17 protein-coding genes and 1 pseudogene are annotated in these 24,563 nt (G+C 74.2%); 11 read left to right on the top strand and 7 right to left on the bottom strand.

Features of this window, described 5'->3' with window-relative positions; all coding sequences use genetic code 11:
• Positions 1-29: 29 nt before the first annotated feature.
• The 6 genes and pseudogenes from IE295_RS06475 to IE295_RS06450 form a co-directional block, all read right to left on the bottom strand.
• Positions 30-1,580, bottom strand: a complete 1,551-nt coding sequence (locus IE295_RS06475; protein WP_190062537.1) for an acyl-CoA synthetase — start codon at positions 1,578-1,580, stop codon at positions 30-32.
• 101 nt (positions 1,581-1,681) lie between these two features.
• Positions 1,682-2,770 (bottom strand): annotated as a pseudogene (locus IE295_RS06470) (NAD(P)H-dependent flavin oxidoreductase); the annotation flags it as partial.
• A gap of 65 nt (positions 2,771-2,835) precedes the next feature.
• Positions 2,836-5,121 carry a serine/threonine-protein kinase gene (locus IE295_RS06465; RefSeq protein WP_190062535.1) on the bottom strand — a complete coding sequence of 762 codons (2,286 nt, stop codon included), beginning with the start codon at positions 5,119-5,121 and terminating at the stop codon, positions 2,836-2,838.
• Between the two features lie 135 nt (positions 5,122-5,256).
• Positions 5,257-6,447 carry an acyl-CoA dehydrogenase family protein gene (locus IE295_RS06460; RefSeq protein WP_190062534.1) on the bottom strand — a complete coding sequence of 397 codons (1,191 nt, stop codon included), beginning with the start codon at positions 6,445-6,447 and terminating at the stop codon, positions 5,257-5,259.
• Positions 6,448-6,605: 158 nt separating this feature from the next.
• Positions 6,606-7,385, bottom strand: a complete 780-nt coding sequence (locus tag IE295_RS06455) for a phosphatase PAP2 family protein (RefSeq protein WP_190062533.1) — start codon at positions 7,383-7,385, stop codon at positions 6,606-6,608.
• A gap of 382 nt (positions 7,386-7,767) precedes the next feature.
• A complete protein-coding gene (locus IE295_RS06450; protein ID WP_190062532.1) occupies positions 7,768-8,754 on the bottom strand; it encodes a CapA family protein in 987 nt (328 codons plus the stop codon).
• A gap of 178 nt (positions 8,755-8,932) precedes the next feature.
• On the opposite strand from IE295_RS06450, the gene IE295_RS06445 reads away from it, so the two are divergent.
• Complete coding sequence (locus IE295_RS06445) at positions 8,933-10,048, top strand: M4 family metallopeptidase (protein ID WP_372478831.1); 1,116 nt, start codon at positions 8,933-8,935, stop codon at positions 10,046-10,048.
• Positions 10,049-10,186: 138 nt separating this feature from the next.
• Positions 10,187-10,648, top strand: coding sequence for a MarR family winged helix-turn-helix transcriptional regulator (locus IE295_RS06440; protein WP_190062530.1), 462 nt, complete (start codon positions 10,187-10,189; stop codon positions 10,646-10,648).
• Positions 10,649-10,679: 31 nt separating this feature from the next.
• On the opposite strand, the gene IE295_RS06435 is transcribed toward IE295_RS06440, so the two are convergent.
• Complete coding sequence (locus tag IE295_RS06435) at positions 10,680-11,234, bottom strand: carboxymuconolactone decarboxylase family protein (protein ID WP_224323136.1); 555 nt, start codon at positions 11,232-11,234, stop codon at positions 10,680-10,682.
• A 284-nt stretch (positions 11,235-11,518) separates the two neighbouring features.
• Here IE295_RS06435 and IE295_RS06430 point away from each other — a divergent pair, with 284 nt between their 5' ends.
• The 9 genes from IE295_RS06430 (at position 11,519) to IE295_RS06390 (ending at position 24,558) form a co-directional block, all read left to right on the top strand.
• A complete protein-coding gene (locus IE295_RS06430) occupies positions 11,519-12,493 on the top strand; it encodes a cyclase family protein (RefSeq protein WP_190062529.1) in 975 nt (324 codons plus the stop codon).
• A gap of 160 nt (positions 12,494-12,653) precedes the next feature.
• Positions 12,654-15,629: a SpoIIE family protein phosphatase gene (locus IE295_RS06425; RefSeq protein WP_190062528.1), complete on the top strand. Its 2,976-nt coding sequence runs from the start codon at positions 12,654-12,656 to the stop codon at positions 15,627-15,629.
• Positions 15,630-15,711: 82 nt separating this feature from the next.
• Positions 15,712-17,250 carry a sugar ABC transporter ATP-binding protein gene (locus tag IE295_RS06420; RefSeq protein WP_190062527.1) on the top strand — a complete coding sequence of 513 codons (1,539 nt, stop codon included), beginning with the start codon at positions 15,712-15,714 and terminating at the stop codon, positions 17,248-17,250.
• Positions 17,247-18,239: an ABC transporter permease gene (locus IE295_RS06415; RefSeq protein WP_190062526.1), complete on the top strand. Its 993-nt coding sequence runs from the start codon at positions 17,247-17,249 to the stop codon at positions 18,237-18,239. The genes IE295_RS06420 and IE295_RS06415 overlap by 4 nt, the downstream gene beginning before the upstream one ends.
• A 58-nt stretch (positions 18,240-18,297) precedes the next feature.
• The gene (locus tag IE295_RS06410) at positions 18,298-19,449 is read left to right on the top strand and encodes a substrate-binding domain-containing protein (protein WP_190062525.1); all 1,152 of its coding nucleotides are present in this window, start codon (positions 18,298-18,300) and stop codon (positions 19,447-19,449) included.
• Positions 19,450-19,653: 204 nt separating this feature from the next.
• On the top strand, positions 19,654-20,184 hold the full coding sequence (locus tag IE295_RS06405; RefSeq protein ID WP_190062524.1) for a (2Fe-2S)-binding protein: 531 nt from the start codon (positions 19,654-19,656) through the stop codon (positions 20,182-20,184).
• Positions 20,177-21,160 carry an FAD binding domain-containing protein gene (locus IE295_RS06400; RefSeq protein WP_190062940.1) on the top strand — a complete coding sequence of 328 codons (984 nt, stop codon included), beginning with the start codon at positions 20,177-20,179 and terminating at the stop codon, positions 21,158-21,160. The genes IE295_RS06405 and IE295_RS06400 overlap by 8 nt, the downstream gene beginning before the upstream one ends.
• 3 nt (positions 21,161-21,163) lie before the next feature.
• The gene (locus IE295_RS06395; RefSeq protein WP_190062523.1) at positions 21,164-23,350 is read left to right on the top strand and encodes a xanthine dehydrogenase family protein molybdopterin-binding subunit; all 2,187 of its coding nucleotides are present in this window, start codon (positions 21,164-21,166) and stop codon (positions 23,348-23,350) included.
• A gap of 50 nt (positions 23,351-23,400) precedes the next feature.
• Positions 23,401-24,558, top strand: a complete 1,158-nt coding sequence (locus tag IE295_RS06390; RefSeq protein WP_190062522.1) for an XdhC family protein — start codon at positions 23,401-23,403, stop codon at positions 24,556-24,558.
• The last annotated feature ends 5 nt before the right edge of the window (positions 24,559-24,563 follow it).

Raw genomic sequence — 24,563 nt, 5'->3', positions numbered from 1 at the left:
CCGACAGCCCCCGGCGGACCGCGACGGCGTCAGACCGCCCGTTCGCAGCCGCGCCAGTACGGTTCGCGCAGGTGGCGCTTGTAGAGCTTGCCGTTGGGGTCGCGCGGCATGGCGGCGATGAAGTCGACGGACCGGGGCCGCTTGTAACCGGCCAGGGCCTGGGCGCAGTGGCCGAGGAGCTCGGCGGCGAGCGCGTCGTCCGGCCGGTGGCCCTCGGCGGGCTCGACGACGGCCTTGACCTCCTCGCCCCAGTCGTCGTGCGGGATGCCGAAGACGGCCGCGTCGGCGACGGCGGGGTGGCGCAGCAGCACGGACTCGACCTCGGCGGGATAGACGTTGACGCCGCCCGAGATGATCAGGTCGATCTTGCGGTCGTGCAGGAAGAGGTAGCCGTCCTCGTCGAGGTGGCCGAGGTCGCCGACGGTGAAGAAGTCGCCCACGCGGCTCTTGCGGGTCTTGTCCGCGTCCTTGTGGTAGGCGAAGCCGCCGGTGGCCATCCGCATGTAGACGGTGCCCGTCCGGCCTGCGGGCAACGGCGTGCCGTCCTCGTCGAGGACGGCGAGTTCGCTGATGGGCCAGGCCTTGCCGACCGTGCCGGGCTTGCGCAGCCATTCCCCGGCCGTGACGAACGCGCCGCCGCCCTCGCTGGCCGCGTAGTACTCCTCGACGCACTCCCCCCACCAGCGGATCATGGCCCGTTTGACGTGGTCCGGGCAGGGGGCGGCGCCGTGGACGGCGTGCCGCATGGAGGAGACGTCGTAGGCCTCCCGTACCTCCGGCGGCAGGGCCAGCAGGCGCCGGAACTGCGTGGGGACCATGTGCGTGTGGGTGCACCGGTGGGTCTCGATCAGGCGCAGCATCTCCTCGGGCGTCCACTTGTCCATCAGCACCAGCGTGTGGCCGATGTGCAGGGACGCGGCCGCGAACTGCAGGACGGCGGTGTGGTAGAGCGGTGAGCAGACGAGGTGGACGTTGTCGCCGAACGGCTCGATGCCGAAGAAGCCGAGGAAGCCGCCGAGATGGCTCTCCTCCGGCACTCTGCCCGGCAGGGGGCGGCGGACGCCGCGCGGCCGGCCGGTGGTGCCGGAGGTGTAGTTCATGACCCACCCCAGGGTGCGGTCCGCGGGCGGGGTGCCGGGCATGCCGTGGAGGAGAGCGGCGTACGGGCGGAAGCCGGCGATGGTCCCGACGGCGTAGCGGTGGGCGGCCGGCAGGCCCGCCTCGTCGGCCGCGGCGGTCGCGGCGGCGCCCCAGCGCTCGTGGGCCAGGAGCACCTTGGCGCCGGAGTCGGCGACGATCCAGGCGATCTCCGGTGCGAGCAGGTGATGGTTGACGGGCACGAGGTAGAAGCCGGCCTGGGTGGCGGCGAGATGGGCGGTGAGGAACTCGGGCCCGTTGGGCAGGACCGTCGCGAAGGCGTCGCCCGCGCGGAGGCCGGCGGCGCGGAGGCCGTGGACGAGTCGGTTGGCGGCTCCGTGCAGGTGACCTGCGGTCCAGGCTTGGCCGGTGGGGGTGACGAGGACCGTGCGGTCGGGCGCGGCGGTGGCTTGGGCCCAGAAGCCGTTCGGCTTGTCCGTCATGACGTTTCGCCTCCCGGTGCGGGCCGGTGGTCGGGTTGTGCCCGCCCTCCCCCAGCTACCGCTGGGGGTGCCCCCAGCCCTGCGGAACGATTGCCCACAACCAGGTGGTTCAGGCGGTCCACCGCCTTCTCGAAGCCTTTCGTCAGGTCATCGACCACGGCCTGCACGCTCCGGACGCTGTCCATCCGGCCGACGATCTGGCCCACCGGCGTACCCAGCAGAGGAACGACCTCGTACTTCTGGATGCGGGTGAGGGCCTCCGCCACCAGTAGGCCCTGGAGGGGCATGGGGAGGGTGCCGGGGCCGGTCGGGTCGTCCCAGGCGTCGGTCCAGGCGGTGCGCAGCTGGCGGGCGGGCTTGCCGGTCAGGGCGCGGGAGCGGACGGTGTCGCCGGAACCGGCGGCCAGGAGCTTGGCGGTGAGGACGCCGGAGGTCAGGCCGGCCTCCTCGGTGGTGAGCCAGACCGAGCCCAGCCAGACGCCCTGGGCGCCGAGGGCGAGTCCGGCGGCGACCTGTTCGCCGCTGCCGATGCCGCCGGCGGCCAGGACGGGCAGCGGGTCGACGGCGCGGACGACCTCGGGGGTGAGCACCATGGTGGCGATCTCGCCGGTGTGGCCGCCGGCCTCGTAGCCCTGGGCGACGACGATGTCGACGCCCGCCTCCGCGTGCCGGGCGGCGTGCCGGGCGCTGCCGGCGAGCGCGGCGACGAGGACGCCGCGGGCGTGGGCGCGGCGGATGACGTCCGGGGGCGGCGGGCCGAGGGCGTTGGCCAGGAGGGTGATCGGGTAGTCGAAGGCGACGTCGAGCTGGCCGCGGGCCACGTCGTCGAGCCAGCCGGTGACGCGCCAGCCGGAGGGCTCGCCCTCGGGGAGGCGGGGCACGCCGTGTTCGGCGAGCGTGGTGCGGACGAAGTCCCGGTGCCCGGCGGGGATCATGGCCTCGACGTCGGCCTCGGTCACCCCTTCGACCCGGGTGGCGGGCATCACGACGTCGAGCCCGTAGGGTCTGCCGTCGGTGTGCTCCTGCATCCAGTCCAGGTCGCGGGCGAGGTCGCCGGGCGCGGCGTAGCGCACGGCGCCCAGGACGCCGAGGCCGCCGGCCCGGCTGATGGCCGCGGCGACCGCGGGGAAGGGTGTGAAGCCGAAGAGGGCGTGTTCGATGCCCAGCCGGCGGCTCAGCTCGGTCCGCATGGGCGGCAGGATGCCGCAGGGCGGCCGGCGAGGGAACCCGGCCGCACCAACTTTCTGACGAAGCGTCAGTTCGGCGGGATCCGGTGGCCGCGCGTGGCGCGGGTCCGGCGCACGGCCGCGACCTGCCGGTAGAGCTCGACGGCCTCGGCGGAGCGGCCGAGCTGTTCCAGGCAGTGGGCCTCGTCGTGGCGGCTGGCCAGCGCGTCGGGGTGGTCGGCGCCCAGCACCCGCTGGCGGGCCTGGGCCACGTCGCGGTAGACGGCCAGGGCGTCGGTCCAGCGGCCCAGCCAGCCGAGCCCGACGGCCACCTCGCGGCGGCTGACGAGGGTGTCGGGGTGGTCGGCGCCCAGCACCCGGGCGCGGATGGCGCAGACGTCGCGCGCCTCGGCCAGCGCCTCCTCCCAGCGGCCCAGCCGGCCGAGGTTGACGCCCAGGCCGTGCCGGGCGCGCAGGGTGTCGGGATGGGCGGGCCCCTGCACGCGGGTGCGGTCCCCGACGAGGTCGCGGTAGAGCTCGAGCGCCTCCGCGCTGCGGCCCAGGCGGCCGAGGCAGATCCCGGCCTCGTAGCGCGCGGCGAAGGTGTCGGACTCGTCCGGGCCGAGCACCCGGGCCCGGGCGGCGGCCACCGCCTGGTACGTGCGCAGCGCCTCGGTCCAGCGGCCGAGCTGGCCCAGCGCGTAGCCGACCTCGTAGCGGGTCACGAGCGTCTCGGGGTGCTCGGGGCCCAGGAGGCGGGCGCGGGCCGCGGCGACGTCGCGCGCCATGTCGTACGACTCCTCCGGGCGGCCCAGTCTGCCGAGGTTGAAGGCCAGGTTGTGGCGGCAGCGCAGGGTCTCGGGGTGGTCGGGGCCCATCACGCGCTCGCGGGCGGCGAGCACGGCGGCGTACACCTGGTGGGCCTCGAAGTGGCGGCCGAGCTGCCCGAGGACGTACGCGGTCTCCTGGCGCGCGGCGAGCGTGTCGGGGTGGTCGGGGCCCAGCGCCCGCTCCCGTCCGGCCGCGGTCCGCGCGAACTCGCGCAGGGCGTCCTGGGGCCGTCCCAGACGGCCGAGGGCGAAGGCGACCTCGTAGCGGCCGGCCAGGGTGTCGGGGTGGTCGGGGCCGAGGATCCGCTCGCGCTCGGCGACCACGGCCCGCTGCACCTCGCCGGCCTCCGCCCACCGGTCCAGCCGGGCCAGGCGCAGCCCCTCGCTGTGCCGGCCGGCCAGTTCGGCGAGCAGCTCGGGCGGGGGCGGCCGCTCGGCCCCGGCGGTGCGCGGCACGGTGCGGCGCGGGCCCGCGCCGCCCGGGCCCACGGCCCAGGGCTCGGTCCAGGAGCCGGTGAGTGCGGCGGTGGGATCCGGCGGCGGCTGGACGGGGCCGGTGCCGGCCGCCTTGGAGCCGGTGGTCATGTCGCGGGCCCAGCCGGGCAGCCGGGGCGGTCCGGACAGCCGCGCGGGGGCGCCCATGGGCGGCAGGCGCCCCTCGGGCGGGGTCCGGCGCGGGGGCTCGTCCGCCCGCAGCGGGGGCAGGGCCGCGATGCGCCGCACGAGTTCGGCGGCGTCCGCGGGGCGGTCCTCGGGGTCCTTGGCGAGCAGGTCCAGGACGACCCGCTCGAAGGGCTCGGGGAGCTCGGGCCGCACCGGCCGCAGCGGCCGGGGCGGGGTGTCGCGGTGGCCGACGAGCACGGCCCAGGCGTCGTCCATGTCGAACGGCGGGGCGCCGGTGGCGATCTCGTACAGCACGCAGCCCAGCGAGTACAGGTCGCTGCGGTGGTCGACGCTCTGGGCGCCGATCTGCTCGGGCGACATGTAGTGCGGGGTGCCCATGGCGATTCCCGTGCCGGTGAGCCGGGCGGAGAAGCCGATGTCGTGGGCGAGGCGCGCGATGCCGAAGTCACATATCTTCACCGTGCCGTCGGTGAGGCGGACGATGTTGGCGGGCTTGAGGTCGCGGTGCACGATGCCCTGCCGGTGGGTGTAGGCCAGGGCGGCGGCGACCTGCTCGGCGATCTCGATGACCTCGGGCACGGGCAGCGGGTGCTGCCTGTTGTCCTCCATCAGCTGGCTGAGGTTGCGGCCCTCGAGCAGCTCCATCACCAGATACAGCACGCCCTCCGACTCGCCGAAGTCGTGCACGACGGTGATGCCGCGGTGCTGCAGCGAGGCCGCGACCCGCGCCTCGCGCCGGAACCGCTCGCGCAGCACCCGCAGATACGACTGCTCGTGCTGACGCCCCATGGGCTTGAGGCACTTGACGGCCACGTGGCGGCCCAGCGATTCGTCGCGGGCGCGCCACACCTCGCCCATCCCGCCCCGCCCGATCAGGTCGAGCAGCTGGTACCGGCCCTGGATCAGCCTGGTGTCCGCCATGCTGTGCCGCCGCCCCCGTCGATTCGCTGTGCCTCCCCCGGCCCCTCAAGTATGGCGGCCCGCCCGGGCCGCCAGTAGGCCGACGGAGGCGGCGCCGTGGCGTCCGGCGGCTCGGCGACCGAGCGTTCCGGCGGGTCAGCGGCGCACCCTGGGCATGCCCAGGCCGATCCAGGAGATGATCTCCCGCTGGATCTCGTTGTTGCCGCCGCCGAAGGTGAAGATGACGGCGCTGCGGTAGCCGCGCTCCAGCTCGCCGCGCAGGGCGCAGCCGGCCGAGCCCTCCTTGAGGGGGCCCGCCGCGCCGAGCACCTCCATCAGCCAGGCGTACGCGTCGCGGCGGGCCTCGGATCCGTAGACCTTGACGGCCGAGGCGTCCTGGGGGGTGAGGGTGCCGCGCTGGAGGGCGTCCACCATGCGCCAGTTGAGCAGCTTCATGGCCTCGAGCCGGATGTGCGTACGGGCCAGCCGGCCGCGTACCCAGCCGAGGTCGATGACGCGGCGGCCGTCGGCCAGAGGGGTCGCGGCGGCCCACTGCCGGACGTCGTGCAGGGCCCGCACGGCCGTGGCGCCGTGGGCGGCGAGGGTGACGCGCTCGTGGTTGAGCTGGGTGGTGATGAGCCGCCAGCCCTCGTTCTCCCGGCCGACGCGGCGGGTGGCGGGGACGCGGATGCCGTCGTAGTAGCTGGCGGTGGTGTCGTGGGAGGCGAGGGTGTTGATGAGGGTGCAGGAGTAGCCGGGGTCGCTCGTGGGCACGAGGAGGATGCTGATGCCCTTGTGGCGCGGGGCGTCGGGGTCCGTACGGACGGCGAGCCAGACCCAGTCGGCGGTGTCGCCGTTGGTGGTCCAGATCTTCTGCCCGTTGACGGTGTAGTGGCCGGTGTCCACGTCGCCCTCGCGGACGGCGCGGGTGGTGAGGGCGGCGAGGTCCGTGCCGGCGCCGGGCTCGCTGTAGCCGATCGCGAAGTCCAGCTCGCCGGAGAGGATGCCCGGAAGGAAGTACGCCTTCTGCTCCTCCGTGCCGAACCTCATCAGCGTCGGGCCGACGGTGTTGAGCGCCATCAGCGGCAGCGGGACGCCCGCCTGCGCCGCCTCGTCGAAGAAGACGAACTGTTCCATCGGGGTCATGCCGCTGCCGCCGTACTCCCGGGGCCAGCCCACCCCCAGGCGGCCGTCCGCGCCCAGGCGGCGGATGGTCCGGCGGTAGAAGCGCTTGCGCTCGACGGGGTCGGTGTGCCGCTCGTAGGCTCCGTCGGGCACCAGGTCCGCGAAGTACTCGCGCAGCTCGGCCCGTAACCGCTGCTGCTGCGGGGTGTACTGGAGATCCACGGCCCCTCCATGTGGTCGCCGGCCGGTCGCTGCGGTTGCCGGCGCACACGGTAGAGCGCGGGGCGGGCATTCGGAAGGCGGATCGGGGGGCCCGAAAACGGATCATGGCGGACTCCGTGGGGAGTCCGCCATGATCACCGCGTACGGGGGGGTGGGGCTCAGCGCCCCGCGTGCCGGCGGTGGCGCCCGCCACGGCCCGGGCCGGGCACCGCGGCCGGGTGACCGTAGCCGCCCTGGGCCGCCGCGAGCTCGGCGCGCTCCTCCTCAAGGCCGAAGCGCGTCAGCAGGGCGCCGATCAGCGGCAGGCGGTCGAGGTTGGGCAGCAGCCAGGCGTGCCACACGCCGGTCACGAAGAAGATCGCGGAGCCGGCGATCAGCACCGAGCCGAGGGTGTCGGTGGGGTAGTGGGCGCCGACGTACATCCGGGAGAAGGCCACCAGCAGGACGGCGAGGACGCCGCCGACCACGACCGTGCCGCGGTGCCGGGACTCCCGCAGGAGGAAGTACAGGCCGACCATGGCCGCCACGGTGAAGGCGGTGTGGCCGCTGGGGAAGCTGTTGGAGCCGATCTCGGGGTCCAGCATGAACTCCCGGGGCGGCCGGGGCCGGGCCACGATGGCCTTCGCGAGCTGGGTGCTGTTCCAGCCGACCGCGACCACCAGGAACGTGGCGCTCGCGGCGATGGGACGGCGCCGCACGAACAGCAGGTACCCGCACCAGACCGCGAGGATCAGCACGCCGGCGACCGGCGAGGCGCAGTAGCTGATCGCCTCCATCGTGTGGTTCAGCCAGCCGGTGCGGGTGTTGGTCTGGATCGTCCGGTCCAGGTCCAGGTCGTGCGGCTGGATGAGCTTGGTGTGCGCGGCGGTCATCCCGAGGACGATCGCGGTCGCGAACAGCAGGATGGAGTAGCGCAGCCAGTGGCGCACGTAGGGCATGGGTGGGGCGTCCTTCGTATCGGTACGGCGGTACCAGGGCGGCAGCACGGTATGCGTACGGTCTGGTGACGAGTACATGCCGCACGGTGTCATCAGCGCGGCTGTACATCAAAAAGTACACGCGCGCGGGCACGCGCTCGCTGGGCGCCCATGGTCGTACGGGGGCGCGGGGCGCGTACGGACCGCCCGGGGGCGGGGGCGGGCGGGGGCCGCGGCGTGACGGGGCTCACGTCGTGTGATCGCGCGGGGGCGGAGGGGAGCCGGCGGGAGGGATCGAGGCGGGCGGGGGTCACACGTCCGTGATCATCGGGTCACCCGATCGTGATCACCGGGCGGGCCGGAAGCTTCCCCGGCGGGCCCCCGGGCGGCCTCCCGGGACCGGTCAGGCCCACTCGGTCACCAGCCGCTCCCCCTCCACGGTCACCGTGGTGCCGAAGGCGGCGCAGGCGCGGGAGAAGCGGTCGCGGATCCACTCCCAGTGGGCACCGTGCGCCGTCGTGGTGTGGCAGTAGTCGAGGAACAGCGGCACCGCCTCGAGCCGCACCGGCCGCACGCGCGAGGGGGCGGGGCCGTCCAGGGTCACCAGGAAGAGCAGGCCCAGGTCGTTGCGGAGCACGGCGTCGATCGCGTAGTCGTCGACGAAGTCGCCCATGTCGTGGACGACCCGGTCGGCGACCCCGTGGAAGACGTGCGCGGAGTGCCCGGCGACCAGCGTCGCCCCGGCCTCCAGCAGGGCCGCCGCCGCGTCCCGTACGTAGCGCGGCGGCCCGGGGGTCATGTTGGGCCCCCAGTGCGGGGTGACCAGCACGGCGTCGGCCTCGGCGGCCGCGCGGGCCACCAGGTCGGCGAGCCAGCCGGGGACGCCGTGGCGGAGGTCGGCGAGCGCCACGCCGGGCCGGCCGGCGGCCGCGGCGAAGTCGTCCGGGTGGTCGGTGACGCCGACCACCGCCAGCCGCGTCCCGCCCGCCTCCAGCACGGCGAACTCACGCGCCGCCGCCACGTCGTGCCCCGCGCCCACCGCGCGCACCCCGGCGCGCTCCAGCAGCGCCCGGGTGTCGGCGAGGGCGTCGAAGCCGAAGTCGAGGGCGTGGTTGTTGGCGACGGTCACGCAGTCCACGCCCAGCTCCGCGAGGACGCCGGCGGCGGCCGGCGGGGCGCGGAAGAAGAACGGCTTCCCGGGGGCGGGCCAGGGCTCGCCCCGGTCCGACACGCAGCACTCGAGGTTGAGGACGAACAGATCGGCCCCCGCGGCGACCGCCCGGATCTCGTCGGACCACAGGGTCGCCGCCCCGGGCGCCTCGCCCAGCCGCTCGGCCACTCCGCGCCCCAGCATGGTGTCGCCCGCCAGCGCCACGGTGATCGGTGCCATCCGGCCCCACCTCCGTCACTCCCTTTCCAGCCCCTTCCAGCCCCTTCCAGGGTGGCACCGGGCGGCCGCCCCGGGCGAGGACTTGTCAAGCCCCTGACAATCACGGCCGGGGGCTGGCACCCTCATGTGCGGCACCCCAGCGCGCTCCCCCGCCACCCCTGCCCGGAAGGAACCGCCCATGGCCCTCTTCCGCTCCCGCCGCCGCACCGCGGCCGCCGGCCTCCTCGCCGCGGCCGCCACCCTGGCCTCGGCCCTGCAGACCGGCCCCGCCGCGGCCCGCCCCGCCGCCGGCCCGACCCCCGTCCCGGCCGTCGGCGTCGGCTGCGGCACCTCGGTGGGCCGGGTCACGCTCGACACCGCGTACAACCCCGCCACCGGCCGCTACGAGCTCCACGACACCCGGCGCGGCGGCCACAGGACCTACGACATGGGCGGAAGCACCACGGGGAACGGCACCCTCGTCACCGACGACGACAACGTCTGGTGCGACGGCGGCCGCCAGTCGGACGCGGTGGCCGCCCACTACGTCCACGCCGCGTTCTGGGACTACTACCTGGACGTCCACGGCCGCAAGGGCATCCGCGGCGACGGCAGAGCCGGCTGCAGCCGCGTCCACTACGGCAACAACTACGTGAACGCCTTCTACACCATCACCACCTCCTGCATGACCTACGGCGACGGCGTCGACGCCGCCCTCGGCCGTCTCGTCCGCATCGACGTCGGCGCGCACGAGATGACCCACGGCGTCACCGCGGCCACCGCCGACCTCGGCTTCTTCGGGGAGGCCGCCGACCTGAGCGAGGCGACCGGCGACATCTTCGCCACCGCCGTGGAGTTCCACGCCGCCAACCCCGCCGACCCCGGCGACTACCTCATCGCCGAACAGGCCCCGGACGCGAGCGGTGACAAGCCGCCCCTGCGGTACATGGACCGCCCGTCCAAGGACGGCCGGTCGAAGGACTCCTGGTACCCCGGCATCAGCTCACTCGACCCACGCCACGCCTCCGGCCCCGCCAACCACTTCTTCTACCTCCTCGCCGAGGGCAGCGGCCCCAAAATCATCAACAACGTCCGCTACGACAGCCCCACCCACGACGGCACCCCGGTCACCGGCATCGGCCGCCGCGCCGCCGAACGCATCTGGTTCACGGCCCTCACCCAGCGCATGACCCCCAACACCGACTACCACCGCGCCCGCACCGCGACCCTGGCCGCGGCGGCCGACCTCTACGGAACGGACAGCCGGCAGTACCGCGCGGTCGACGCGGCGTGGGCGGCGGTCAACGTGAAGTGAGGGGGCGGTCGAGCCGGCGGGGCGACGGCCTCGTGATTCTCACGGCGACCGATGGGGCTACTCTCGGTTGCCGTGGTCGTCTCCGCACCGGCCGCGCCGAGCAGACCGAAGAACACAGCAGGAGTGCCACGTCTCGCCATGCCGTCCCAACGCCCCGGAAACGCCCTGCCCTTCCTCCTGCTGAACGCCTTTCGCGTGCTGATCGACGAACTCCACGCGCGCCTCGCCGAGCTGGGACATCCCGATCTGCGGCCTGCTCACGGCATCGCCATGCAGATGATCAGCCGGGGCGGCAGCATCTCCGACCTCGGACGGCGCCTGGGGGTGTCCAAACAGGCCGCCAGCAAGACGGTGACGGGCCTGGAGAAGCTCGGCTACGCACAGCGGAGACCGAGCCTCATCGACCAGCGTCAGACCGAGGTGGCCCTCACCCCGCGCGGCGTGGAGGCGCTCACGCTGTCGGGCGACATCCTGAACGAGCTGCGCGACGAGTGGGCCGCCACGGTGGGCGACCGCGAGATGAGCACGGTCGAGGACGTGCTGGCGCGGCTCGGCGGGCCCGACAGCCTCGACCGGTTCGTCGGATGGCTGGGGGCCTGACCGCGGGGGCCGGCCCCCTGACCACCCGCCATCAGTGCTCGGCGTGCCAGCCGAACGCCCGCAAGGGCTCGTCCAGCGGGGCGTCCGTCATGCGGTTCGCATACGTCGAGAGGGTGTAGACCCCCAGCCCGAGCACGACTTCAAGGGCGTTGCGGCGCGTGTAGCCGGCGCCGAGGAACGTCTCCATCACCTCCGGCCGGACGTGGCCGTGCCCCTCCATGACGGCGAGGGTGAACACCCGCATGGCCTCCAGCTTCGGTTCGTTCAAGGGCTTGCGGGCCCGCAGCGCCTCGATGAGGGCCGCGTCGGCGTCCTGACGGGCCAGGACGGACGAGTGCATCGCCACGCAGTAGTGGCACTCCACCGTGGTCGCCATCGTGAGGATGAGGACCTCGCGCTCGAGCGCGCTCAGTGTGGTCCTGCCGAACAGCGCGTTTCCACTCATGAACCCCTCGAGAAGCTCCGGGGATTCCGCCATGAGGGCGACCGGCGCGGGCACGAAGCCGAAGCCCTTGGCGGTGTTCGCCATGACGGGCCGCGCCTGTTCGGGAGCCGAGGTGATGTCGTGACGGGTGAACATGGTCATGATGAGGCCCTTTCCGGACTCCGTGGGCGTTTCCCGGCGGCCACAAGTGGCGACCCAGTGCGCGGTACCGCTCGTGCGCGGGCGCACCGCCTGAACAGACACGCCGAACACCCCTCGTGATCGTCAACCAGGTTGACGATAGCAGGGGCGGCGTGGGGAATGCCGATGAGTCCGGGCAACCGCGTTGACGTCACGACCACTTGACGCGCGTAGAACTCCTGTCACCGAAATGCCCGCCGCCCAAGGCCCCGCATTCAGCGGGTGACGGCGCATCATTCAGCAGCATGAGCAGCGATTCCGCCGATGCGTCGGCTCTCCCGCCGGACGGTGCCGGCGGCCTCAACGGGCCCGCCGTCCCGCGGGAGGAGTTCGACGCGCTCTTCGAGGCGGTGCGTACGTGGGGCCGCTGGGGCCTGGCCGAGCGCGGGGCGTGGAACCGGGTGACCGGGGAGCACGTGCGGCGGGCCGTCGCGCTGGTGGAGAGCGGGAGCGTCGTGCCGATGGCGCGGCCGTGGGACACCGTGCCCGGGCCGGACAACGGCAAGCCCGCGCTGCACTACATGTCCGACCTCGGCGACGTCGAGGCTCCCGAGCCGTCCACGCACAAGGACTTCATCGGCGCCGACTACCACGGCAAGGCCGTCAGCCACCTGGACGCGCTGTCCCACGTGGCGTATCGCGGCCGGCTGTACGGGGGCGGCGGGGCGCGGGAGCTCGTCGGGGCCGGCGGGGCCCGCTTCGGGGGTGTCTCGGCGCTGGGGCCGCTGGTGACCCGGGGGGTGCTCCTCGACCTGCCCGCCGTTTTCGGCACCGCCTGGCTGGAGCCCGGGCGCGCGGTGCGCGCGGCGGACGTCGTCGCCGCGGAGGCCGCGCTCGGCGTGGAGATCGGCGAGGGGGACGCGGTGCTGCTGCGGGTCGGCCGCTTCCGCCGCCGGCGGGAACTGGGCGCCTGGGACGCCGACGCGGCGTGCGCGGGCCTGCACGTGGACGCCGTGCCGCTGCTGGCCGAGCGCGGCATCGCCCTGCTCGGCAGCGACGGCGACAACGACGTACGGCCGTCGCCGGTCGAGGGCGTGCACTCCCCGGTCCACGTGCTCGCCGTCGCTGCGATGGGGGTGCCGTTGCTGGACAACCTCGACCTCGAGGCGCTGTCCGCGGCCTGCGCCGGGGCGGGCCGGTACGCCTTCCTCCTGCTCGTGGCCCCCCTGAACATCCCCGGCGGTACGGGCTCGCCCGTCACGCCGGTCGCGGTCCTGTGACACCCCGCCCGGCCGGCGCCGATCACGGACCGTACCGGCAGGCGACCTGTCCGGGTTCCCCCGTCGTTATGTCCGCAAAGTTCTAAAATAGAACAACAGCGCAGCCGCTTCGACGTACAGGTGGCCATGGCCGCACGCACCGACGAGGGAAGTGATCCGGATGGGGCTCGTGGCGGACGACATCGGCCCCGTGCTGGCGCGTGAGCGCTTCCTTCGCGGCGGGGCGGTCGAGGGGGCCGTGCGCAACCCGATCCTGAGCTCGTGGGAGCGGAGCCTGTCGCTGGGGCTCTCGCCGGACGGGTGCGAGCTCCCCTACGTCGAGGACCTCGACCTGGACGGCCGCCTGGTCCGCGCGGCCGTGCCCGTGCTGGACCGGCTGCAGGCCATGTTCGCGGACCGCAGCGTGAACGTCAGCCTCGCCGACGGGCGCGGGGCGGTGCTGCAGCGCCGCTTCGGCGAAGCGTCCATGGCCAGGCGGCTGCCCGCGATCCAGAGCACCCCGGGCTTCGTGTTCGCCGAGAAGTACGGGGGGACCAACGGCATCGGGCTGGCGCTCGCCGAGCGGCGGCTGGTCAGCATCTACGGCGCCGAGCACTTCGCCGAGCGCTCCCAGGCGAACGCGTGCTCGGCGATCCCCGTCCGGGACCTGCTCAGCGGGCGCATCGAGGGAGTCCTCTGCCTCGGCTATCCCCCGGCCGACGCGGACCCCGGACTGGACGGCGTGATGCGCAGGGCGGCCGGCGCCATCGAGCAGCGGCTGCTGGAACAGAGCTCGGCACGGGAGCGCGCCCTGCTGCAGGCGTACTTCGAGGCCAGGGGCCACGCGCCGGCCGGTGACGCGGCCGGAAACGGGCAGCTGGGCGAGCTCGCCGCGAGCGGGCTGGACTGGCGCGACCAGATGATCCTCAAGGAGAAGGCCACCGAGCTGATCTCCACCGCCCAGCGGGCGGCCGTCGAGGTGCACCTGCCCGGCGACCGGCACGTCACCCTGATCAGCCGCCCGGTGACGAGCTCCTCCGGGGTGGAGGGCGTCGTCATCGAGGCGGTCCTCCCCTCCCGGCATCAGCGCCTTGCCGTCTCCACCGAGGCCGACGCGCACCCCGGCCTCCTGACGCGCCAGGGCCTCGCCCACGTCGTCCCGGCGTGCGAGCACCTGTCGGGTGTCTCCCCCGGCCCGGCCGCCGCGACGGCCCGCCCTCCCGGCCCGCCTCCCGCGGCAGCGCCGCACGTCACGCCCACCCCGCAGGCCGCGCCCGCCGCCCCGGGCGCGCCCGCCGCGTTCACCACCCCCGATGGTTTCGCACCCGGTGCTTACGCAGCCGACGGTCACGTCCCCGACGGTGCGGCCGGCGGGCTGGTGCTGGTGGGCGAGCCCGGGGTGGGGCAGTACGCCGTGGCCGCCCGGCGCCGTCTGGAGCTGCTGTCCGAGGCCAGCACCCGCATCGGCACCACCCTGGACGTGAGCCGCACCGCCCGGGAGCTCGCCGAGATGGCCGTACCGCGCCTGGCCGACTACGTCACCATCGACCTCCCCGAGGCGGTCCTGCGGGGCGAGGAGCCGACCGACCCCCGCAAGGACCTCTACCGCACGGTGGTCCACGGCATACGCGAGGACTGTCCCTTCTACCCCGCCGGCGAGCGGGTCCACCTGCGGCCGGTCACGCCCCAGCTCCGCTGCCTGACCAGCGGGCAGACCGTGCTGGAGCCGGACCTGAGGGCCTCCGCGGGCTGGATCGCCCAGGATCCCGCGCGCGCCCAGCGCCTCCTCGACCACGACGTCCACTCCCTGATCGCCGTCCCGCTCCTCGCCCGCGGCATCGTCCTGGGCACAGCGAGCTTCTACCGCTCGCGGGACCCGGCCCCGTTCGGGGACGACGACCGTTCGCTGGCCCAGGAGCTCGCCACCCGCGCCGCCATCTGCATCGACAACGCCCGCCGTTACACCCGCGAACACACCATGGTCCTCGCCCTGCAGCGCAGCCTGCTGCCGCACGGCTTCCCCGAGCAGAACGCCGTCGAGGTCGCGCACCGCTACATGCCCGCCGAGTCGGGAGTCGGCGGGGACTGGTTCGACGTCATCCCCCTCTCCAGCACCCGCGTCGCCCTCGTCGTCGGCGACGTCGTCGGCCACGGGCTGCACGCCGCCGCCACCATGGGCCGGCTGCGCACCGCCGCGCGCAACTTCGCCGAGCTGGACCTGCCCCCGGACGAGGTCCTCACCCACCTCGACAATCTCGTGGGGCGCCTGGACCGCGAGGAGGGCGGCGACGACCCCTCCGGCGACAGCGCCGGCATCATCGGCGCCACCTGCCTGTACGCCATCTACGACCCCACCTCGCAGCAGTGCGTCATGGCGCGGGCCGGCCACCCGCCGCCGGCGCTGGTCCACCCCGACGGGACCGTCACCTTCCCCGACCTGCCCGCCGGGCCGCCCCTGGGGCTGGGCGGCCTGCCCTTCGAGACCGCCGAGTTCCACCTCCCCGAGGGCAGCCAGCTGGTCCTCTACACCGACGGGCTCGTCGAGGACCGCCGCCGCGACTTCGACGCGGCCCTGGAGGAGCTGCGCCGCGTCCTGGCCCACCCGAACCGCCCGCCGGAGGACACCTGCCAGGCGGTCCTGGCGACCGTGGTGCCCGAGCACCCCGCCGACGACATCGCCCTGCTGGTCGCCCGTACGCACACCCTGGACCCGCACCGGATCGCCACCTGGGACCTGCCCGCCGACCCGTCGCTGGTCTCCTCCGTCCGCGCCGCCGTCACCCGCCGGCTGTCGGAATGGGGTCTGGACGAGATCGCCTTCGCCACCGAGCTGCTGCTCAGCGAGCTGGTCACCAACGCCATCCGCTACGGCACCGGCCCCATCCAGGTGCGCCTGCTCTACGACCGCACGCTGACCTGCGAGGTCGCCGACACCAGCAGCACCTCCCCGCACCTGCGCCAGGCGGCCACCACCGACGAGGGCGGCCGCGGCCTGTTCCTCGTGGCTCAGCTCTCCCAGTCCTGGGGCACCCGCTACACCGCCGGCGGCAAGGTCATCTGGGCGGAGTGCGCGCTGGAGGTGGCCGGAGGGAAGTCCGGCGCCGCCGAGGACGCCGTCGCCTTCGACATCGATCTCGACGACATTCCGGCGATCTGACGGCCCATCCGGCGCCGGGTCCGGCCGGACCGTAGCATGACGGAATCGCACCAGATTGTCCTGACAGGTCCTGGAGAGGTCCGTGCACGACGCTCCCGACAACCCCCCGCTCCCGGGCGGCGCCCCACAGCCCCTCGTCCGGATACGCGGCCTCACCAAGCGGTTCGGCGGCACGCTCGCGCTGGACGCGGTCGACCTCGACGTCCACCCCGGCAGCGTCCTCGCCCTGCTCGGGGCCAACGGTGCCGGAAAGTCCACCCTGATCAAGGTGCTCGCGGGCGTCCACCACGCGGACGAGGGCGAGGTGACCGTCGCCGGGCACCCGCTCGGCACCGAGGCGGCCGCCCGCGCCATGTCGTTCATCCACCAGGACCTGGGACTGGTCGGCTGGATGACGGTCGCCGAGAACATCGCCCTGGGCACCGGCTACGCGCGCCGCGCCGGCCTGGTGTCCTGGCGCCGGACCCGCCGGAGGTGCGCCGAAGCCCTGGGCATCGTCGCCGCGCACCTCGACCCGGACGCCGTCGTCGCCGACCTCTCCCGGGCCGAACGCTCCCTGGTGGCCATCGCCCGCGCCCTGGGCACGCGCGCCTCGGTCATCGTCCTGGACGAGCCGACCGCCAGCCTCCCGGCGGCGGACTGCGACCGGCTCTTCGACGTCCTGCACACCCTGCGCGACCGCGGCCACGCCATCGTCTTCGTCACCCACCGGCTCGACGAGGTGTACAAGGTCGCCGACGCCTTCGCCGTGCTGCGCGACGGGCGCGTCGTCAGCCACGGCCCGCTGGCCGGCCACCGCCCCGCCCGCCTGGTGCACGACATCGTGGGCCACGAGCCGGGCGGTCACCGCCTCGCCGCCCCCGGCGCGGGCCCCGCCGTCCTGAGCCTCGAGGACGTACGGACCGAGAACACGGGGCCGGTCGGCCTGCGGCTGCGCGCCGGCGAGATCCTCGGCATGGTGGGTCTGACCGGCGCCGGGCACATGGAACTGGGCCGCGCCCTCGCCGGCGCCCGGCCGGTCCTCGCGGGCCGCGTCCTGCTGCACGGCCGGCCGTACCGGCCGGGCACGGTCGCGGAAGCCGTCGCCGCCGGCGTCGGCTTCGTCAGCAGCCACCGTCAGGAGGAGGGCTGCGCCGCCGAGCTGACCGTGCGGGAGAACTTCCTGGCCAACCCCCGGGCGGGAGGGGCGCCCGGCCGGCACTGGATCAGCCCCGGGCGCGAGCGCGCCGAGGCCACCGCCCTGATCGAGCGGTTCGCGGTGCGCCCCCCGGACAGCGAGGCACCGATCGCCACCCTGTCCGGGGGGAACCAGCAGAAGGTCATGATCGGCCGGTGGCTCCGGCCGGGCCGGAGCCTGCTGATCCTCGAGGAGCCGACCGCCGGGGTGGACGTCGGCGCCAAGGCGGCGATCCACGGCCTGATGCACGACGCGCTCGCCGGGGGGCTGGCCGTCCTGCTCCTGTCCACCGACTTCGAGGAGGTCGCCACCGTGTGCCACCGGGCCCTGGTGTTCGTCCGGGGGGCCGTGACGCGCGAGCTGAGCGGCGAGGACCTCACCGTCACCGCGCTCGCCCACGCGGCCTCGGCCATGGCCCCGCTCACCGGGACGCCGGAGCGATGACCTTCCGCCGCGCGCCGGGCCGCCGGTTCGGTCACCTCATCGGCGCCTACGGCCTCCTGGCCCTGACCGTCCTGTTGTTCCTCGTCTTCTCCCTCGCCCTGCCGGACACCTTTCCCACCCTCGACAACATCTCCGCCGTCCTCTCCAGCCAGTCGATCCCCGCCCTCCTCGCGCTCGGCGTGACGCTCCCCATCGCCACCGGCAAGTTCGACCTGTCCATCGGCTACGGCCTCGGCCTCGCACACGTGGTGACGATGCACCTCATCGTGTCCGACGGGTGGTCCTGGCCGCTCGCCTGCCTCGTGGTGATCCTCGGCGGGGCGGCCGTCGGCGCCGTCAACGGCCTCGTCGTGGAGTTCGCGCGGATCGACTCCCTCATCGCCACCCTCGGCACCGGCAGCATCATGTACGCCTTCACCGGCTGGATCACCGACGGTGCCCGGATCGTCCCCGGCCCGCACGGCCTGCCGGCCGGCTTCACCGCCCTCTACGACTCCCGGTTCCTGGGCCTGCCGGTGTCCGCCTTCTACGTCCTCGCCCTCACCGCCGCCCTGTGGCTGCTGCTGGAACGGCTGCCGCTGGGCCGGTACCTGTACGTCATCGGGTCCAACGCCCGCGCCGCCGAGCTGGTGGGCATCCCCTCCCGGCGCTACGTCGTCCACGCCTTCACCGGGTCGGGTCTGGTCGTCGGCGTGGCCGGGGTCCTGCTCGCCGCGCAGCAGCAGATCGGCAACCCCAGCGTCGGCATGGACTACCTGCTGCCCGCCTTCGTCGGCGCGCTGCTCGGCTCCACCGCGATCCGGCCCGGCCGCGCCAACGCCCTGGGCACCCTCGTCGCCGTCACCGTCCTCGCCATCGGCCTCGCCGGCATCGGCCAGCTCGGCGCCCGGTTCTGGGTCACCCCGCTGTTCAACGGCGTCACCCTGCTCATCGCCGTCGGCCTGGCGGGCTACGCCGCCCGCCGGCAGCTGCGCCACCGCCTCCGCTGACCTCACCGCCGACATCAACCCCCGGCCTGCCCGCCGACTCCCCGAGCAAGGAGCGCCCGTGCCCGCGAATCGCAAGACCGCCCCGGTGGGCGCGGTCATCCTGGCGGTGGCGGCCGCCGTGCTCACCGGCTGCGAGCGCGGTTCGTCGACCGGCGCCGCGCCCTCCCCCACGCGGCCGGCGACGAACGGCTGCCCCGCCGCCCTCGCCAGGGCCGAGGCGGCCGTCAGGCAGGCCGAGAAGACCGACGACGTGGCGGCCGGCCCCGCCGGCGGCCCCAGGGCCGTGCCCGGCAAGTCGATCGTCTACGTCGCGCAGACCATGACCAATCCCGGCGTGGCGGGAGTCGCCAAGGGGGTGCGGGAGGCCGCGAAGGCCATCGGCTGGAACGTCCGGGTGATCGACGGGCAGGGCACCCCCGCCGGTATCCAGGCGGCGTTCAGCGAGGCGATCGCCCTGCGGCCGTCGGGCATCGTCATCGGCGGCTTCGACCCGAACCTGACGTCCGCTCAGGTGTCCAGGGCCACGGCGGAACACATCCCGCTCGTCGGCTGGCACGCCGTCGCCTCCCCCGGTCCGAGCAAGGACCCCGCGCTCTTCACCAACGTCACCACCCGGGTGGAGGACGTCGCGCGGATCAGCGCCGACTGGGTCATCGCGCACTCCCACGGCGCCGCCGGAGCGGTGGTGTTCACCGACGCCTCGATCCCGTTCGCCAGGAACAAGTCCGACCTGATCGAGAAGGAACTGGCGACCTGCCCCGGGGTGAGGCTCCTGGCGGAGGAGAACATCCCGCTCTCGGACACGAGCACCCGCACGCCCCGGGAGGTCTCCTCGCTGCTCTCCCGCTTCCCGGACGCGTGGACCCACTCCGCCGCCATCAACGACGTCTACTTCGCCGATGCCGCCCCGGCCCTGCGCGCCGCCCGCAGGAAGGGAACCGCCGCCCCCTACAACATCGGCGCGGGCGACGGCGACCCCTCGGCCTTCCAGCGCATCAACAGCGGGCAGTTCCAGGCGGCCACGGTTCCCGAGCCGCTCTCCGAGCAGGGCTGGCAGATCGTCGACGAGTTCAACCGCGCCTTCTCCGGCGAGCCCGCCAGCGGCTGGGTCGCGCCCGTGCACATCGCCACGGCCGCCAACAGCGGCGGCCTCACCAGCTGGGACCCGCCCGGCTACCGCGATGCGTACCGGAAGATCTGGGGCGGATGAGGCATGGGAGACCGGTGCACGGGCTGAAGGCCCCCGGCCGTCACGACGAGGCCCGTACGGCCCGGCCGACGTGTCGTCGCCGTCCGCGCGAGGGCCGCACGTAGGATCACGCTGACCCATCAGCCGAATTTCGGCTTATGTGCCAATTTAGGCAATTCCTCACCAGGAGCCTGCACCGCAGGCCCCCCGAGGCCGGCGGTGACCATGGACGGATCGGCAGCACAGGCACGCGTGTCGCCCGGGCAGCGGGCCCCGGCGGTCGTCCGGGTGCCGGTGTCCCTCCGGGTGAACGGCAGCGAGCGGCGGCTCGAGGTGGACACCCGCACCACGCTCCTGGACGCCCTGCGCGACGGGCTGAAGCTGACGGGCACCAAGAAGGGCTGCGACCAGGGGCAGTGCGGGGCGTGCACGGTGCACGTCGACGGCAGACGGGTGCTGTCCTGCCTGACGCTGGCCGCGAGCGCCGACGGCCGCGAGGTGCGGACGATCGAGGGGCTCGAGCAGGACGGCACGCCGCATCCGCTGCAGGAGGCGTTCGTCAGGCACGACGGCCTGCAGTGCGGTTACTGCACCGCGGGGCAGATCATGTCGGCCGTCGCCCTGATCGAGGAGGGCCGGGCGGGCTCCGACGACGAGATCCGGGAGTTCATGAGCGGCAACCTGTGCCGCTGCGGCGCCTATCCGAACATCGTCGCCGCGATCCGCGAGGTGGCGGGCCGGGGTGACCATGCGTAGCTTCACCTACGTCCGGGCCGACAGCGTCGATCAGGCGGTCACCGAGGTCACGGCGGACCCGGAGGCCGCCTATCTCGCCGGGGGCACCACCCAGGTGGACCTGATGAAGGACGAGGTCTTCCGGCCCCTGCGGCTGGTGGACATCACCCGGCTGCCCCTGCGCGAGGTCCGCGCCGACGACGACACGCTGACCGTCGGGGCGCTGACCACGATGGAGGAGCTCGCCGCGCACGAAGTCGTGACCGACCGGCTGCCGCTGGTGCGCCAGGCGCTGCTGCTGGGGGCCTCGCCGCAGCTGCGGCACATGGCCACCATGGGCGGCAATCTCCTGCAGCGCACGCGCTGCCGCTACTTCCGCGACCCGGACGTGGCCTGCAACAAGCGCGAGCCGGGCGCCGGCTGCGGCGCCATCGACGGCTTCCACCGGATGCACGCGGTCCTGGGCACCAGCCCGCACTGCATCGCCACCCACGCCTCGGACGTGGCCGTCCCCCTGCTCGCCCTGGGCGCCTCGGTGCGGATCCGGGGGCAGGGCGCGGAGCGCGTGGTGCCGCTGACGGAGTTCTACCGCGTACCGGGCGGGACGCCGCACGTGGAGAACGTCCTCGAGCACGGTGAACTGATCACCCATCTGGAGATCCCGCTGCCGCCCCGCGGCACCCGCTCGGGGTACCTGAAGGTCCGTGACCGTGCCAGCTACGAGTTCGCGCTGGTCTCCGTCGCGGCGGCCCTGCTGATCGACGACGGGACGATCCGCGCGGCGCACCTCGCGCTGGGCGGCGTCGGCACCGTTCCCTGGCGGGTGCCCCGCGCCGAGGAGCTGCTGCGGGGTGCCGCACCGGGCCCGGACGCCTTCGCGGCGGCCGCCGAGGCGGCCCTCGGCGGGGCACAGGCGAGGCGCGACAACGGTTTCAAGATCGAGCTCGGCAGGAGAGCCGTCGTACGGATGCTGAGCACCCTGGCGGAGGAGCCGTAAGCCATGGACCGTCCCGTTGTCGGTGAGGGGATCGACCGCGTCGACGCCCGGGTCAAGGTGAGCGGGCGCGCCACCTATCCCACGGACGCCGACCTCCCCGGCCTCGCCCACGCCGTCCTGGTGCAGAGCACCGTCGCCGCCGGGCGCCTCACGGCCGTCGACACGACGGCGGCGACGGCCGCGCCGGGCGTGCTCGCGGTGCTCACCCACGAGAACGCTCCCCCGCTCCGGGAGGCGCGCGACCGGCTGGGGCCGTTGCCGCCGCCGCCGTTGCAGAGCGACCGGATCGTCCACCACGGCGAGAACGTCGCGGTGGTGGTGGCCGAGACCTTCGAGCAGGCGACCGAGGCCGCCCGGCTGGTCACCGCGCGGTACGCGCCGTCCCCTCCCGTGGTGGACATCGACGATCCGGGCGCCGAGCACGTCCGCGACCCGTTCGGGAGCGACGGCGGCACCGGAGACGTCGGGGCGGCCCTGGCCACGGCGCCCGTACGCGTCGAGCGGACGTACCGCACGGCGGTGAACACCAACCATCCGATGGGCCCGTTCGCCACCGTCGCCTCCTGGGAGGGCGACAAGCTCACCGTCCACGACTCCACCCAGGGCCCCTCCAACACCCGGATCGGCCTCGCGGGAACGCTCGGCGTCCCGCAGGACGACGTCCGGGTCCTGGCGCCCTACATCGGGGGCGGCTTCGGCTCCGGGCTGCGCACCTGGCCGCACACGGTCCTGGCCACGGTCGCCGCGCGTCACGTGGGGCGGCCGGTGAAGCTGGTGCTCACCCGCAAGCAGATGTTCACCTCGGTCGGGCACCGCCCCGACACCCGGCAGACCGTCAGGATCGGCGCCACCCGCGACGGCCGGATCACCGCCATCGACCACGAGGCGTGGCAGACCGTCTCCATCCGCGACGTCAACCCCGAACACGTCACCAGGGCCTCGCTGTCGGGCTACGCCAGCCCCAACATCTCCGCCCGGGACGTCCAGGTGCGGGTGAACGTCCCCTCGCCCGGCTCGATGCGCGCCCCCGGTGACGCCCAGGGCAACTTCGCGCTGGAGAGCGCGCTGGACGAACTCGCCTACGAACTGGACCTGGACCCCCTCGAGCTGCGGCTGCGCAACTACGCCGACCGGCACCCGGTGACCGGACAGCAGTGGTCGAGCAACGACCTGCGCGCGTGCTACCGCACCGGCGCCGAGCGGTTCGGCTGGTCGCGCCGCGATCCCCGGCCGCGCTCCATGCGCCGGGGCCGGCATCTGGTGGGCTACGGCATGGCCGGGACGTCGTTCTTCTTCGCCCAGTTCGCCTGCGCGGCGCGGGTCACGGTCACCCGCGACGGCGGTGCGGTGGTCGCCAGCGCGGGCATGGACCTGGGCACCGGCACGTACACGGTGATGACCCAGCTCGCCGCGGAGCTGCTGGGGCTGCCGGTGCGGCGGGTGCGCATGGTCATGGGCGACAGCTCCCTCCCGGAGGCGCCCGTGGCCGGCGGCTCCGGGCTCACCGGATCCATGGGCTCCGCGATCCACGCCGCCGCCCGGAACACCGTCCGCGCCTTCCTGGACCTGGTCCGCGACGACGCCGGCTCGCCGCTGCGCGGCGCGGCCGTGGACGACGTGCGCGTCGAGCACGGCCGCATCGTGCGCGTGGACGACGGCCGGGGCGAGAGCTACGCGGAGATCCTCACCCGGCACCGGCAGGACGAGCTGACCGCCGAGGGGTCGGCCGAGGCGCCGTCGGAGGACGAGCCCGTGGTCCCGACCGGCCCCTACGCCGCCAAGTTCGCGGAAGTGCACGTGGACGCGGACCTCGGGGTGATCCGGGTGGCACGGCTGGTGACCGCCGCGCACTGCGGGCGCGTCCTCAACGAGAAGACCGCGCGCGGCCAGCTCGTCGGCGGCACGGTGGGCGGCATCGGCATGGCCCTGCTCGAGCACACCGTGACCGAACCCCGGACCGGACGCATCGCCAACGGCACCTTCGGCGACTACCTCATCGCCGTCAACGCCGACATCCCCGACCTGGAGGTGCACTTCGTCGGCGGCCCGGACCCCACCACCCCCAACGGGACCAAGGGCTGCGGCGAACTCGGCATCCCCGGCACGGCGGCCGCCATCGCGAACGCGGTGTTCCACGCCACCGGAACCCGCGTCCGCCGGCTGCCCATCACCATCGAACAGGTGCTGTAGACCGCTGCGGCCCGTTCGCGTCGACCCCAGGGACCCCAGGAGCATCGCAAGTGCTGGACATCGCCTCCGAGCTGAGCCGGTGGTGCGCGCAAGGACGCGACTTCGCCGTCGCCACCGTGGTGGCCACCAGCGGCAGCACGCCCCGCCGGCCCGGTGCGGCCCTCGCCGTCGACGCCGGCGGCACGGCGGCCGGTTCCGTCTCCGGCGGATGCGTGGAGGCGGCGGTCTACGACCTGTGCCGCCAGGCGCTGGTCACCGGCGAGAGCCTGCTCGAACGCTTCGGGTACGACGAGGACGATCCGTTCGCCGTCGGCCTGTCCTGCGGCGGTGCGATCGACGTCCTCGTCACCCCGGTCCGGGCGGGCACGCCCGTCGCCGGGACGCTCGCCGCCGCGCTGACGGCCGCCGCCGGGGGCGAGGCGGTGGCGCTCGTACGCATCCTGGACGGCCCCGCCGGCCATGCCTTGTTCGTCCGGCCCGACGGCCCGCCGGCCGGCTCGCTCGGCGGTGACGTACGGCTCGAGCGCGCCGCCGCCGCCCAGGCGCGCGCGATGCTCGAGACCGGCGGCACCTCCACGGTCCGCGTCGGCGACGGCGGTGTCGACGACGATGGCGACGGCTCGCGGTGCGGGCCGGGGAGCACGCTGCTGATCGAGACCTCCGTACCGCCGCCCCGCATGATCGTCTTCGGTGCGGTCGACTTCGCCGCCGCGCTCGTGCGCGTCGGCGCGTTCCTCGGCCACCGGGTGACGGTGTGCGACGCCCGTGCCGTCTTCGCCACGAAGGAACGTTTCCCGCAGGCGGACGAGGTCGTCGTCGACTGGCCCCACCGCTACCTCGACTCCCAGCGCCTCGACCGGCGGGCCGTGCTGTGCGTGCTCACCCACGACGCCAAGTTCGACGTGCCGCTGCTGGAAAGGGCGTTGCGCCTGCCCGTCGCCTACGTGGGCGCGATGGGCTCGCGCCGCACCCACCTCGAGCGCCTGCGGCGCCTGCGCGCGGCGGGCCTGACCGAGGCGGAGCTGGCGCGGCTGCGGTCGCCCATCGGCCTCGACCTGGGCGCCCGTACGCCCGAGGAGACCGCGCTGTCCATCGCGAGCGAGATCGTCGCCGAACGCCACGGCGGCACCGGCCGCCCCCTCACCTCCACCCGCACCCCCATCCACCGCGAGCCCGCCGCCCTGTGCCGGGGCGGGCGGCCCGCGTGATCACG

The sequence above is a fragment of the Streptomyces griseocarneus genome (assembly GCF_014655595.1).
In the GTDB taxonomy this organism is placed as follows: domain Bacteria; phylum Actinomycetota; class Actinomycetes; order Streptomycetales; family Streptomycetaceae; genus Streptomyces; species Streptomyces griseocarneus.
The sequence above is the reverse complement of the archived record's forward strand: the minus strand, read 5'-3'. Positions and strand labels throughout refer to the sequence as shown.

What these genes read in the sequence shown, in the direction of transcription:
- IE295_RS06475 (WP_190062537.1), bottom strand. Translation starts at nt 1,580, where the DNA reads ATGACGGACAAGCCGAACGGCTTCTGGGCCCAAGCCACCGCCGCGCCC.
- IE295_RS06465 (WP_190062535.1), bottom strand. Translation starts at nt 5,121, where the DNA reads ATGGCGGACACCAGGCTGATCCAGGGCCGGTACCAGCTGCTCGACCTG.
- IE295_RS06455 (WP_190062533.1), bottom strand. Translation starts at nt 7,385, where the DNA reads ATGCCCTACGTGCGCCACTGGCTGCGCTACTCCATCCTGCTGTTCGCG.
- IE295_RS06450 (WP_190062532.1), bottom strand. Translation starts at nt 8,754, where the DNA reads ATGGCACCGATCACCGTGGCGCTGGCGGGCGACACCATGCTGGGGCGC.
- IE295_RS06445 (WP_372478831.1), top strand. Translation starts at nt 8,933, where the DNA reads ATGGCCCTCTTCCGCTCCCGCCGCCGCACCGCGGCCGCCGGCCTCCTC.
- IE295_RS06440 (WP_190062530.1), top strand. Translation starts at nt 10,187, where the DNA reads ATGCCGTCCCAACGCCCCGGAAACGCCCTGCCCTTCCTCCTGCTGAAC.
- IE295_RS06435 (WP_224323136.1), bottom strand. Translation starts at nt 11,234, where the DNA reads ATGACCATGTTCACCCGTCACGACATCACCTCGGCTCCCGAACAGGCG.
- IE295_RS06430 (WP_190062529.1), top strand. Translation starts at nt 11,519, where the DNA reads ATGAGCAGCGATTCCGCCGATGCGTCGGCTCTCCCGCCGGACGGTGCC.
- IE295_RS06425 (WP_190062528.1), top strand. Translation starts at nt 12,654, where the DNA reads ATGGGGCTCGTGGCGGACGACATCGGCCCCGTGCTGGCGCGTGAGCGC.
- IE295_RS06415 (WP_190062526.1), top strand. Translation starts at nt 17,247, where the DNA reads ATGACCTTCCGCCGCGCGCCGGGCCGCCGGTTCGGTCACCTCATCGGC.
- IE295_RS06405 (WP_190062524.1), top strand. Translation starts at nt 19,654, where the DNA reads ATGGACGGATCGGCAGCACAGGCACGCGTGTCGCCCGGGCAGCGGGCC.
- IE295_RS06400 (WP_190062940.1), top strand. Translation starts at nt 20,177, where the DNA reads ATGCGTAGCTTCACCTACGTCCGGGCCGACAGCGTCGATCAGGCGGTC.
- IE295_RS06395 (WP_190062523.1), top strand. Translation starts at nt 21,164, where the DNA reads ATGGACCGTCCCGTTGTCGGTGAGGGGATCGACCGCGTCGACGCCCGG.